Origin of the sequence: Streptomyces sp. RKAG293 (assembly GCF_023701745.1) — a bacterium.
In the GTDB taxonomy this organism is placed as follows: Bacteria; Actinomycetota; Actinomycetes; order Streptomycetales; family Streptomycetaceae; genus Actinacidiphila.
On the sequence record NZ_JAJOZB010000001.1, the window covers coordinates 6426924 to 6439094 of the forward strand.

The window sequence follows — 12171 nt, forward strand, 5'->3', positions numbered from 1 at the left end:
CTTGTTGGCCCAAGGCTACTCTGCCAGGATCAGCCACCAATCCAGTCTTCGGCCACGGCGCCAAGCGGATGCGAGGAGACACCATGGACCACCGTTTCGACGTGAAGAACCGGTTCGCGGACGGGGCCCAGTACATCGCCGGAGCCTCGCGGCCGGGTACCTCCGGCCAGCAGCACTCCGTGGTCGACCCGGCCACCGGTGACGCGGTGTACACCTACGAGCTCGCCGGGGCCGCGGACGTGGACGCCGCCGTCGCCGCCGCGAAGGCCGCCCTCCCCGGCTGGTCCGGTGCCACCCCCGGTGAGCGTTCCACCGCGATGCACCGCTTCTCCGAGGTGCTGGCCGAGCAGGCCGACGACCTGGCCTTCGCGGAGTCGCTGCAGTGCGGCAAGCCGCTGCGGCTGAGCGCCGGCTTCGACGTACCGGGCACCGTCGACAACACCGCGTTCTTCGCGGGGGCCGCCCGCCATCTGGAGGGCAAGGCCGCCGGGGAGTACTCGGCCGACCACACCTCCTACGTTCGCCGTGAGCCGGTCGGCGTCGTCGGCTCGATCGCGCCCTGGAACTACCCGCTGCAGATGGCGGCCTGGAAGGTTCTGCCGGCCATCGCCGCGGGCAACACCATCGTGCTCAAGCCCGCCGAGCTGACCCCGCTGACCTCGCTGATGTTCGCCCGCGCGGCCACCGAGGCCGGCATCCCGGACGGTGTGGTCAACATCGTCAGCGGCGCCGGCAAGGAAGCCGGCGAGCACCTCGTCGGCCACCCCGACGTCGCCATGACCTCCTTCACCGGCTCGACCGGCGTCGGCAAGCGCGTCGCCGAGATCGCCATCCGCACCGTCAAGCGGCTGCACCTGGAACTCGGCGGCAAGGCGCCTTTCGTGGTCTTCGACGACGCGGACCTGGAAGCGGCCGTGCACGGCGCGGTCGCCGGCTCCCTGATCAACACCGGCCAGGACTGCACCGCCGCGACCCGCGCCTACGTCCAGCGGCCGCTGTACGACGCGTTCGTCGCCGGGGTCGCCGACCTCTTCGCGGGCATCAGGCTCGGCGACCCGTTCGACCCGTCGACCGACCTGGGCCCGCTGATCTCGCACCTCCAGCGGGACCGCGTCGCGGCGATCGTCGACCGCTCCCGTGCGTACGCCACCGTCGTGACCGGCGGTGAGGCCCCCGGCGACAAGCTGGCGGCGGGCGCGTACTACCGCCCCACCCTCATCACGGGCGCCGCGCAGGACAGCGAGATCGTCCAGTCCGAGATCTTCGGCCCGGTGCTCGTCGTGCTGCCCTTCGACAGCGACGACGAGGGCCTGGCGCTCGCCAACGACACTCCGTACGGCCTGGCCGCGTCCGCCTGGACCCGCGACGTCTTCCGCGCCAGCCGCGCCACCCGCGAGATGAAGGCGGGCTGTGTCTGGATCAACGACCACATCCCGATCCTCAGCGAGATGCCGCACGGCGGCTACAAGGCGTCCGGCTTCGGCAAGGACATGTCCGCGTACTCCTTCGAGGAGTACACGCAGGTCAAGCACGTGATGTACGACAACACCGCGATCGTCCGCAAGGACTGGCACCGCACGATCTTCGGAGACCGATAACCCGGTCGGACCCCGGACTCCGGCCGGACCCCAGGCGGTCCCCGGCCGGCCACCCGTGAAAGGGCACAGCGCATGGAGCAGTACGAGACACTCTCGCCGCCCCAGCTCGCGGCGATACGGCGCACCATGACCAACGGGCGTGGTGCCCTCGCCCGCCGGTCGCTGCTGCGCGCCGCCGGACTCGGCGCCGTGGCGACGGCCGGGCTGACCGGCCTCACCGGCTGCGGCATACCGGCAGCGGGCGGCCAGAAGGACGCCGCCGCCACGACGGAGGACCACTCCGGGTCGGAGAAGACCGTCAACTTCTCCAACTGGACGGAGTACATCGACGTCACCGACGACGGCAAGCACCGTCCGACGCTCGACGCCTTCGGCAAGCGCACCGGTATCAACGTCAAGTACACCGAGGACATCAACGACAACGTCGAGTTCTTCGGCAAGGTCAAGCCGCAGCTCGCCGCCGGCCAGGACACCGGCCGCGACCTGATGGTGCTCACCGACTGGCTGGCCGGCCGCATGATCCGCCTCGGCTGGGTGCAGAAGCTCGACGCGTCCAACCTGCCGCACGCGTACGCCAATCTGGAGCAGCGGTTCCGCAGCCCCGACTGGGACCCGGGCCGCGCCTATTCGTACCCGTGGACCGGTATCGCGACCGTCATCGCCTACAACAAGAAGGCGACCAACGGCCGCAAGGTCACCTCGGTCTCGCAGCTGCTGGACGACCCCGCGCTCAAGGGCCGGGTCGGGATGCTCACCGAGATGCGGGACACCGTCGGCATGACGCTGATGGACATGGGCAAGAACCCCGCCTCCTTCACCGACGACGACTTCGACGCGGCGATAGCCCGGGTGCAGAAGGGCGTCGACTCCAAGCAGATCCGCCGCTTCACCGGCAACGACTACACCGCGGACCTCTCCAAGGGCGACATGGCCGCGTGTCTCGCGTGGGCCGGCGACCTCGTCCAGCTGAAGATCGACAACCCGGACATCGAGTACGTCTTCCCCGACGCGGGCTACCTCTCGTCGACCGACAACCTCGTGATCCCCAACAAGGCGCGGCACAAGAAGAACGCCGAGCGGCTCATCGACTACTACTACGAGCCGCCGGTCGCCGCCCAGCTCGCGGCCTACATCAACTACGTCTGCCCGGTGGCGGGGGTACGCGACGAACTCGCGAAGATCGACCCGGCGCTGGCCGCGAACACGCTGATCCTCCCGGACGCCGCGATGACCGCCAAGACGCACTCCTTCCGCCTGCTGTCCTCCGCCGAGGAGACCGCGTACGAGCAGAAGTTCTCCAAACTCATCGGCGCCTGACCGCACCTGACGACTGACGACTTACGGGAAGCGACCCCATGACACACGACTCCTCCGGCGGCGAGGTCATCCTCTCCGGGATCAGCAAGCGGTACGGCGCCTTCACCGCCGTCCACCCGCTCGACCTCACCATCCCGCAGGGCTCCTTCTTCGCCCTGCTCGGTGCCTCCGGCTGCGGAAAGACCACCACCCTGCGCATGATCGCGGGCCTGGAGGACCCCTCCTCCGGCACCGTGTCCCTGGCCGGCGAGGACGTCACGGCCCTCCCGCCGTACAAGCGCCCGGTCAACACCGTCTTCCAGAACTACGCGCTCTTCCCGCACCTGGACATCTACGAGAACGTCGCCTTCGGCCTGCGCCGGCGCGGCATCAAGTCGGTGAAGAAGCAGGTCGAGGACATGCTGGAGCTCGTCGAGCTGGGCTCGATGGCCCGCCGCAAGCCGAACCAGCTCTCCGGCGGCCAGCAGCAGCGCGTCGCGGTCGCCCGTGCGCTCATCAACCACCCCAAGGTGCTGCTGCTCGACGAGCCGCTCGGCGCCCTGGACCTCAAGCTGCGCCGCCAGATGCAGCTGGAGCTCAAGCGCATCCAGACCGAGGTCGGCATCACCTTCGTCCACGTCACCCACGACCAGGAGGAGGCCATGACCATGGCCGACACCGTCGCGGTGATGAACGGCGGACGCGTGGAGCAGCTCGGCGCCCCCGCCGACCTGTACGAGAACCCGGGGTCGACGTTCGTCGCGAACTTCCTCGGCACCTCCAACCTCATCGAGGCCGAGGTCACCGGCACCTCGGGCGGCGACCTGCTGCTCGTCGCGGGCGGCCAGAAGCTCGCGCTGCCCACCGCGCGATGTTCGGCGAAGACGGCGGTGGGCGGCCGGGTGCTGGCCGGCGTGCGCCCCGAGAAGATATCCGTCGCGCACCGCGACGACGAGGACTCGATCGCCGACGGCCGCAACCGGATACCCGGCCGCATCGTCGACTCCAGCTTCATCGGCGTCTCCACCCAGTTCGTGATCGACAGCCCGGTCTGCCCGGAGCTGGAGGTCTTCGTGCAGAACGTCGACCGTGACTCGCGGCTGGTGCCCGGCGCCCCCGTCGTCCTGCACTGGAACCCCGCGCACACCTTCGGCCTCGACGCGGCCCAGGACATCGACGCCGGTGTGCAGGAGGTGGAAGCCGCATGAGCACCGTCACCGACCGGCCGCCCGCCGCGCCGGAGACCCCGGCGCCGGTCCCGGCCGCGATGCGCCGGGCCGCCGGCCGCAAGCGCCGGGTGCCGTACTGGCTGCTGCTGCCGGGCATCGCCTGGCTGCTGGTGTTCTTCGTGGCGCCGATGATCTACCAGGCGTCCACGTCCGTGCAGACCGGCTCGCTGGAAGCGGGCTTCAAGGTCACCTGGCACTTCGCGACCTACTGGGACGCGCTGACCGAGTACTACCCGCAGTTCCTGCGCTCGTTCGAGTACTCCGCCATCGCGACCGTGCTGTGCCTGGCGATCGGCTACCCGCTCGCCTACACCATCGCGTTCCGGGCCGGCCGCTGGCGCAACGTCATCCTCATCCTGGTCATCGCGCCGTTCTTCACCAGCTTCCTGATCCGCACCCTCGCCTGGGAGACGATCCTGGCCGACGGCGGATTCGTGGTGCAGACCCTCAACCAGCTGCACATCCTGGATCTGACGTCCTCGCTCGGCATCACGCAGGGCCACCGCGTACTGGCCACACCGCTCGCGGTGATCTGCGGTCTGACGTACAACTTCCTGCCCTTCATGATCCTGCCGCTCTACACCTCGCTGGAGCGCATCGACGGCAAGCTGCACGAGGCGGCCGGCGACCTGTACGCCAAGCCCTTCACCGTCTTCCGCAAGGTGACCTTCCCGCTCTCCATGCCGGGCGTGGTCGCGGGCACCCTGCTCACCTTCATCCCGGCGACCGGCGACTACATCAACGCCGAACTGCTGGGCACCACCAACCAGAAGATGATCGGCAACGTCATCCAGTCCCAGTTCCTGCGCGTGCTCGACTACCCGACGGCCGCCGCCCTGTCCTTCATCCTGATGGCGGTGATCCTCGCGATGGTCATGTTCTACATCCGCAAGGCCGGAACGGAGGAGCTGGTCTGATGCGCTGGATACGGAAGAACCTGGTGGTCTTCGCGGGTGTGCTCTGCCTCGCGTACCTGATCCTGCCGAACCTCGTCGTCATGGTGTTCTCGTTCAACAAGCCGAACGGACGCTTCAACTACGAGTGGACGCGCTTCTCCACCGACGCCTGGGAGCACCCCTGCGACGTGGCCGACATGTGCGGCTCGCTCGGCCTCAGCCTGCAGATCGCGCTGTACGCCACGATCGGCGCGACGGTGCTGGGCACGATGATCGCCTTCGCGCTCGCCCGCTACCGCTTCAAGGCGCGCGGCACGACCAACATGCTGATCTTCCTGCCGATGGCGATGCCCGAGGTCGTGATGGCCGCCTCACTGGGGACGCTCTTCCTCAACATGCGCGTCCCGTTCGGCTTCTGGACCATCCTCATCGCGCACATCATGTTCTGCCTGAGCTTCGTCGTCACCGCGGTGAAGGCCCGCGTGATGAGCATGGACCCGCGCCTGGAGCAGGCCGCGCAGGACCTGTACGCCTCCCCGCTCCAGACCTTCCTGCGGGTTACCCTCCCGCTGGTGGCACCCGGTATCGCCTCCGGCGCCCTGCTGTCCTTCGCCCTGTCCTTCGACGACTTCATCATCACGAACTTCAACGCCGGCTCGACGGTGACGTTCCCGATGTTCGTCTGGGGCTCGGCGCAACGCGGCACCCCGGTGCAGATCAACGTGATCGGCACCGCGATGTTCGTGATCGCGGTCCTCGTCGTCGTCGCCGGGCAGCTGCTCGGCAGCCGGCGCAAGGCCCGCGCGTAACACCGCACGTCCGTACCCGATCGACCAGAACCGAACCGATCACCAAAAGGTGTGAGAACAGATGGACCCAGCCCGTTCGCTCGCAGACGCGCGGCCGACACCCTTCTGGCTGGAGGATCCCGGCAAGCCGCAGCCGCTCGGCGCGCTCACCGGTGACGAGCACTGCGACCTGCTGGTCGTCGGCGGCGGCTACTCCGGGCTGTGGACCGCCCTGCTCGCCAAGGAGCGCGACCCGTCGCGCGACGTGGTCCTGATCGAGGGCAACGAGATCGGCTGGGCCGCCTCCGGGCGGAACGGCGGCTTCTGCGCCGCCAGCCTCACCCACGGCCTGTCCAACGGACTCACCCGCTGGCCCGGCGAGTTCGCCCGGCTGGAGGAGCTGGGCAACCGCAACCTCGACGAGATCGAGGCGGCGGTCGCCCGCTACTCCCTGGACTGCGAGTTCGAGCGCACCGGTGAGATCGACGTGGCCACCGAGCCGCACCAGCTCGAGGAGTTGCACGAGGCCGCCGAGCAGGCGATGGAGCACGGCATCGCACTGGAACTGCTCGACCGGGACCAGCTGCGCGCCGAGGTCGACTCGCCGACGTTCCTCGGCGGGCTGTGGGACCGCACCGGCGTCGCCATGGTGCACCCGGCCAAGCTCGCCTGGGGCCTCAAGCGCGCCTGCCTCGGGCTGGGCGTCCGCATCCACGAGCACACCCGCGCCACCGCGCTCACCGCGAGCGGCGCCGGCATGGCCGTCCGCACCCCGTACGGCCGGGTCTTCGCCCGGCAGGTCGCGCTCGGCACGAACGTGTTCCCGTCGCTGGTCAAGCGGGTACGGCCGTACATCGTCCCGGTGTACGACTACGCGCTGATGACCGAGCCGCTCAGCGAGGAGCAGCTCGCCTCCATCGGCTGGAAGAACCGGCAGGGACTGGGCGACAGCGCCAACCAGTTCCACTACTTCCGGCTCTCGGCCGACAACCGGATCCTGTGGGGCGGCTACGACGCCATCTACCCCTACGGCGGCCGGCTCTCCGCCGAGCGCGACCAGCGCCCGGAGACCAATCTCAAGCTCGCCCAGCACTTCTACCGCTGCTTCCCGCAGCTGGAGGACGTGCGCTTCACCCACACCTGGGGCGGCGCCATCGACACCTGTTCGCGCTTTTCGGCGTTCTTCGGAACCGCCCACGGCGGAAAGGTGTCTTATGCGGCGGGATACACCGGCCTGGGCGTCGGTGCCACCCGGTTCGGCGCGGACGTCATGCTCGACCTGCTGTCCGGCGAACGCACCGAACGCACCGAACTGAAGATGGTCCGCAGCAAGCCGATGCCGTTCCCGCCCGAGCCGTTCACCTCGGTCGGGATCGGCCTCACGAAGTGGTCACTGGACCGCGCCGACCGCAACGAGGGCCGGCGCAACCTGTGGTTGAAGGCGATGGACAAGGCGGGACTGGGCTTCGACAGCTAGGCCGGCACGATCCCGGGGACCTGGGGGAGTGCGCCTGGGGGTACTCGTCCTGTGCGCCTCGCGCCCCCCAGGCGCACCCCTGCCCGGAGGCCGTGAGCCGCCGCACTACCAATCAGTAGCCGAACCCGCGTAATGATCCGCGCTTCCGGCCCTCTCTTCCGTGTCAGCAGTATCAGCTTCACGGAACGGAGGAACCGGCATGGGCAGCGCCGGTGCGAAGAGTGCGGTCGAATGGCTGGTATCCGCGGCACCCGATCCGGAGGCCTGCCGGTGGGACTGGGAACGCAACCCCCTCGGGGTGACGTTGCTGCCCGCCGGCAGGCTCTGGGACGTTCTGATCCTGACCGGGGAGCTGGGCTATCCGACCCTGGACGTGCTCACCCGGCTCGTCGACCGGCCGGGGCCGGTCCTGTCCGACTTCGGGGACTCCCGCATGGGGTTCTTCGTACCTCCCGGAACGGCCGCCCGCTGGATCGCCACCGGCGTGCGCAGCGCGGGCCGCGGCACCTGGATCGTGGTCCCCTACCCCGGCCGGGCCACCGGCGGCGTCCGCTGGCTCATCCCGCCCGACGGGACCGGGCACCTCACCGATCCGGTGATTCTGGAACTGGCGATGCACGAGGCCGTCGCGCAGCTCGCGGGTGACGGCTGACCCGCCGGGATCCCCGGATTCCCCCTGGGTTCCCCCCTGGACTCCGCTCGGGTTCCCCCCGGAACCGGCCCGGAATCCTTCCGCGGACACCGGCTGTCCGACGATCTGTAAGGCCCCGCGACGCGCCGCCGACACGTTGCTGCTTGTACGCCTCGCCATGCCCTCGCAAGACTGGCAGCAGGCTTACGAGAGAAGGGTCCCCCCGTGTCCACCAAGAACATCACCCACTGGATCGCCGGCCAGGCATGGACCGGCACCGCGGAGCGGCGCGGCGATGTGTACGACCCGGCCACCGGGGCGGTCACCGGACAGGTGGACTTCGCGTCGATCCGTGAGGTCGACCAGGCCGTCAGCGCCGCCGTCGAGGCGTTCCCCGGCTGGCGCGGCGCGTCGGTCGCCAAGCGCACCCAGGTGCTCTTCGCCTTCCGCGAGCTGATCAACTCCCGCCGTGACGAGCTGGCCTCGATCATCGTCTCCGAGCACGGCAAGGTGCACTCGGACGCGCTGGGCGAGATCGCCCGCGGCATCGAGGTCGTCGAGTACGCGTGCGGCATCCCGCAGCTGTCGAAGGGCGGCTTCACCGAGCAGGCCTCCACGGGCGTCGACGTCTACTCGATCCGCCAGCCGCTCGGCCCGGTGGCGATCATCTCCCCGTTCAACTTCCCGGCCATGGTGCCGATGTGGTTCTTCCCCATCGCCATCGCCGCGGGCAACACGGTGGTCCTCAAGCCCTCGGAGAAGGACCCGTCGGCCGCCAACTTCATCGCGGAGCTGTGGAAGGAGGCCGGTCTGCCGGACGGCGTCTTCAACGTCGTGCACGGTGACAAGGTCTCCGTCGACCGCCTGCTGGAGCACCCGGACATCAAGGCCGTCTCGTTCGTCGGCTCCACGCCGATCGCCCGCTACGTGTACGAGACCGGCACCAGCTACGGCAAGCGCGTCCAGGCCCTCGGCGGCGCCAAGAACCACATGCTGGTGCTGCCCGACGCGGACCTCGACCTCGCGGCCGACGCCGCCGTCAACGCCGGGTTCGGCGCGGCCGGCGAGCGCTGCATGGCCATCTCCGTCCTCGTCGCCGTCGACCCGGTCGGTGACGAGCTCGTCGAGAAGATCAAGGAGCGCATCGCCGGTCTGAAGGTCGGCCCCGGCTGCAACGGCGACTCCGAGATGGGCCCGCTGGTCACCGGCGTGCACCGCGACAAGGTCACCTCCTACCTCGACGCGGGCCTCGCCGACGGCGCCACGCTCACCGTCGACGGCCGCAAGCACCCGATCTCGGGCGAGGGCACCGCCGACGGCTTCTGGCTCGGCCCGACGATCTTCGACAACGTCAAGCCGGGCATGTCCGTGTACGACGACGAGATCTTCGGCCCGGTGCTGTCCGTGGTGCGGGTCGACTCGTACGACGAGGGCCTGGAGCTCATCAACAGCAGCCCGTACGGCAACGGCACCGCGATCTTCACCAACGACGGGGGCGCGGCCCGCCGCTTCCAGTACGAGGTCGAGGTCGGCATGGTCGGCATCAACGTCCCGATCCCGGTCCCGGTCGCCTACTACTCGTTCGGCGGCTGGAAGAGCTCGCTCTTCGGCGACACGCACGCCTACGGCGAGGACGGCGTCAAGTTCTTCACCCGCGGCAAGGCGGTGACGCAGCGCTGGCTGGACCCGAGCCACGGCGGCATCAACCTGGGCTTCCCGACGAACAGCTGACCCCTTCTCCCTCGCCTTCACCGTCGGCGCCGGGCAGGTCCGTACCGCGGGCCTGTCCGGCGCTGTCGTCGGCGGAGCCGGCGGGGGTCATGGCCACCCCCGAGAGCAGCGCGGCGCACAGGCACCAGCTGCCCAGGACGTCCAGCGGCCAGTGGTACCCGCACCACACCAGGGACACCCCGACGGCCGCCACCACCAGCAGGACCGCGGCGGCGAGCAGTCTTCGCAGCGCGGTGCTCCGGACGAGCGGGAGTACGAGGAGAGCGGCGGCGCCGAGGGCGACCGACGCCGACGCCGTGTGCCCCGACGGGAAGAAGCCGGGGTAGGAGCCGGGGCCGAGGCGGTGGTGGCCCGGGGAGGGGCGGGCGATGAGCGTCTTGGTGACGCTGACGATCAGCGGGACGGCGGCCATGGCCACCACCGCGGCCAGCGGCCGCGCCCACCACCGCGACAGTCCGGCCCGGCGGCCCCGCCACGCGCTCGCGCCGATGGCGGCCGCGAGGAGCGGCACCGCGATCTGAGCGTTGCCGAGGTCACAGAAGAACTGTCCGGCGCCGTGCAGGCCCCGGTGCCGCGCGGCGGCGTGCTGGAAGCGCCGGAGCAGCCACCAGTCGGCGTCGACCAACGGGCCCCCGACGACGACCTGCCAGGTGATCAGCGCGAAGAGCAGCAGGCTGACGGCCAGGACCAGGTTCAGGGCAAAAGTCGGCCGCCCCGGAACAGGGGGGAGAGTTCCGAGGCGGCCAGGGCGATCTCCGTGCCGCTCGGCCCGGGGGGTTTGGGACGAGCGGTCGATCGATCGGCGAAGAGTGCCGAAACGCTGGGTTCCGGCGCTGTCGTGCGCGAGGGCACTGCTGTGCCGGCAATGGGGGGTCGCCGACGCGGTGTCGCCCGTGGTCACCCACGAGCGGGATGGTGCGGTGTATCTGCGGAAACCGTACGTCACCGGCGAGGCTGCCGGGAGAGCGATTACCCCTCCGCCATCAGGCCCGCACACCTTCTTCACCGATGCCGCCCCCTTACCCAGAGTTACACCGGGAGTCACACCCGGGTGAAGGCCTCCTCGATGATGTCGAGACCCTCGTTCAGGAGATCTTCGCCGATGACCAGCGGCGGCAGGAAACGCAGCACGTTGCCGTAGGTGCCGCAGGTCAGAACGACCAGTCCCTCGGCGTGGCAGGCCTTCGCCAGCGCGGCGGTCACCGCGGCGTTCGGGGTCTTGGTGCCCGGCTCCACGAGCTCGACGGCGATCATGCCGCCGCGGCCGCGCACTTCACCGATCACGGCGAACTTCTCCTGCATCGCGTGCAGACGGCCCTTCATGACCTCCTCGATGCGCCGCGCCCGGGCGTTGAGGTCGAGCTCCTTCATGGTCTCGATCGCGCCGAGCGCCGCGGCGCAGGCCACCGGGTTGCCGCCGTAGGTGCCGCCGAGGCCGCCCGCGTGCGCGGCGTCCATGATCTCGGCGCGGCCCGTGACGGCGGCGAGCGGCAGGCCGCCCGCGATGCCCTTGGCGGTGGTGATCAGGTCCGGGACGACGCCCTCGTCGTCACAGGCGAACCACTGGCCGGTGCGGCAGAAGCCGGTCTGGATCTCGTCCGCGACGAACACGATGCCGTTCGCCTTCGCGAACTCGGCGATCTTCGGCAGGAAGCCCTTGGCCGGCTCGATGAAGCCGCCCTCGCCCGCGATCGGCTCGATCACGATGGCGGCCACGTTCTCGGCGCCGACCTGCTTGGTGATCATGTCGATCGCCTGGGCCGCGGCCTCCTCGGCGCAGTTCTCGGCGCCGGTCAGCCAGCGGTAGCCGTAGGCGAGCGGCACGCGGTAGACCTCGGGCGCGAACGGCCCGAAGCCCTCCTTGTACGGCATGTTCTTGGCGGTGAGCGCCATCGTCAGGTTGGTGCGGCCGTGGTAGCCGTGGTCGAAGACGACGACCGCGGTGCGCTTGGTGTACGAGCGGGCGATCTTCACCGCGTTCTCGACGGCCTCGGCGCCGGAGTTGAACAGCGCGGTGCGCTTCTCGTGGTCGCCCGGGGTCAGCTCGTTGAGCTGCTCGGCGACCTCGACGTAACCCTCGTACGGGGTCACCATGAAACAGGTGTGGGTGAAGTCCGCGAGCTGCGCGGTCGCCCGCCGCACCACGGCCTCGGCGCTGTTGCCGACCGAGGTCACCGCGATGCCGGAGCCGAAGTCGATGAGCGAGTTGCCGTCCACGTCCTCGAGCACGCCGCCGCCGGCGCGCGTCACGAAGACGGGGAGGGTGACGCCGATGCCGCTGGGGACCGCCGCGACCTTGCGGGCCATCAGCTCCTGCGACTTCGGGCCGGGGATCGAGGTGACGAGCCGGCGCTCCTGGGACAGTTCGGTCATGGCGGGCGTACTCCTCTTATATGTCCACGGGCTTTTCCCGCAGGCTAAGCGGGGGCCGCGCGGGCCCGCTTACTCCGATAGGGCGCAGTGGCGGGTGGCCATTCGACACGGCGGACAGTCCGCTTCCCGGCAGACCGTAGTCCTGGCAGGCG

At 69.8% G+C, this 12171-nt stretch carries 10 protein-coding genes; 8 read left to right on the forward strand and 2 right to left on the reverse strand.

What is annotated here, in order from left to right; translation table 11 throughout:
* The first annotated feature begins 83 nt into the window (after nucleotides 1-83).
* The 8 genes from LNW72_RS28635 (at nucleotide 84) to LNW72_RS28670 (ending at nucleotide 9646) form a co-directional block, all read left to right on the forward strand.
* Nucleotides 84-1598: a gamma-aminobutyraldehyde dehydrogenase gene (locus LNW72_RS28635; RefSeq protein ID WP_250977986.1), complete on the forward strand. Its 1515-nt coding sequence runs from the start codon at nucleotides 84-86 to the stop codon at nucleotides 1596-1598.
* A gap of 72 nt (nucleotides 1599-1670) precedes the next feature.
* The gene (locus LNW72_RS28640; protein ID WP_250977987.1) at nucleotides 1671-2915 is read left to right on the forward strand and encodes a spermidine/putrescine ABC transporter substrate-binding protein; all 1245 of its coding nucleotides are present in this window, start codon (nucleotides 1671-1673) and stop codon (nucleotides 2913-2915) included.
* Nucleotides 2916-2953: 38 nt separating this feature from the next.
* The gene (locus LNW72_RS28645) at nucleotides 2954-4102 is read left to right on the forward strand and encodes an ABC transporter ATP-binding protein (protein ID WP_250977988.1); all 1149 of its coding nucleotides are present in this window, start codon (nucleotides 2954-2956) and stop codon (nucleotides 4100-4102) included.
* Nucleotides 4103-4161: 59 nt separating this feature from the next.
* On the forward strand, nucleotides 4162-5040 hold the full coding sequence (locus LNW72_RS28650) for an ABC transporter permease (RefSeq protein ID WP_374117427.1): 879 nt from the start codon (nucleotides 4162-4164) through the stop codon (nucleotides 5038-5040).
* Nucleotides 5040-5828, forward strand: a complete 789-nt coding sequence (locus LNW72_RS28655) for an ABC transporter permease (protein WP_138356715.1) — start codon at nucleotides 5040-5042, stop codon at nucleotides 5826-5828. The genes LNW72_RS28650 and LNW72_RS28655 overlap by 1 nt, the downstream gene beginning before the upstream one ends.
* A gap of 61 nt (nucleotides 5829-5889) precedes the next feature.
* Nucleotides 5890-7284 (forward strand): FAD-dependent oxidoreductase, encoded by a 1395-nt coding sequence (locus tag LNW72_RS28660; RefSeq protein ID WP_250977990.1) that lies wholly within the window; start codon nucleotides 5890-5892, stop codon nucleotides 7282-7284.
* Between the two features lie 199 nt (nucleotides 7285-7483).
* Nucleotides 7484-7936 carry a hypothetical protein gene (locus LNW72_RS28665; protein WP_250977991.1) on the forward strand — a complete coding sequence of 151 codons (453 nt, stop codon included), beginning with the start codon at nucleotides 7484-7486 and terminating at the stop codon, nucleotides 7934-7936.
* Between the two features lie 204 nt (nucleotides 7937-8140).
* Nucleotides 8141-9646 (forward strand): CoA-acylating methylmalonate-semialdehyde dehydrogenase, encoded by a 1506-nt coding sequence (locus LNW72_RS28670; protein WP_250977992.1) that lies wholly within the window; start codon nucleotides 8141-8143, stop codon nucleotides 9644-9646.
* Here the strand turns inward: LNW72_RS28670 and LNW72_RS28675 are convergent.
* Both LNW72_RS28675 and gabT read right to left on the reverse strand, forming a co-directional pair.
* Nucleotides 9618-10547: a phosphatase PAP2 family protein gene (locus tag LNW72_RS28675; protein WP_250977993.1), complete on the reverse strand. Its 930-nt coding sequence runs from the start codon at nucleotides 10545-10547 to the stop codon at nucleotides 9618-9620. The genes LNW72_RS28670 and LNW72_RS28675 overlap by 29 nt on opposite strands.
* Nucleotides 10548-10687: 140 nt before the next feature.
* A complete protein-coding gene (gene gabT / locus LNW72_RS28680; protein WP_250977994.1) occupies nucleotides 10688-12019 on the reverse strand; it encodes a 4-aminobutyrate--2-oxoglutarate transaminase in 1332 nt (443 codons plus the stop codon).
* Nucleotides 12020-12171: the final 152 nt, after the last annotated feature.

Excerpts from the sequence above, each read along its gene's own strand:
- LNW72_RS28635 (WP_250977986.1), top strand. The coding sequence starts at position 84 with ATGGACCACCGTTTCGACGTGAAGAACCGGTTCGCGGACGGGGCCCAG.
- LNW72_RS28640 (WP_250977987.1), top strand. The coding sequence starts at position 1,671 with ATGGAGCAGTACGAGACACTCTCGCCGCCCCAGCTCGCGGCGATACGG.
- LNW72_RS28645 (WP_250977988.1), top strand. The coding sequence starts at position 2,954 with ATGACACACGACTCCTCCGGCGGCGAGGTCATCCTCTCCGGGATCAGC.
- LNW72_RS28650 (WP_374117427.1), top strand. The coding sequence starts at position 4,162 with ATGCGCCGGGCCGCCGGCCGCAAGCGCCGGGTGCCGTACTGGCTGCTG.
- LNW72_RS28655 (WP_138356715.1), top strand. The coding sequence starts at position 5,040 with ATGCGCTGGATACGGAAGAACCTGGTGGTCTTCGCGGGTGTGCTCTGC.
- LNW72_RS28660 (WP_250977990.1), top strand. The coding sequence starts at position 5,890 with ATGGACCCAGCCCGTTCGCTCGCAGACGCGCGGCCGACACCCTTCTGG.
- LNW72_RS28665 (WP_250977991.1), top strand. The coding sequence starts at position 7,484 with ATGGGCAGCGCCGGTGCGAAGAGTGCGGTCGAATGGCTGGTATCCGCG.
- gabT (WP_250977994.1), bottom strand. The coding sequence starts at position 12,019 with ATGACCGAACTGTCCCAGGAGCGCCGGCTCGTCACCTCGATCCCCGGC.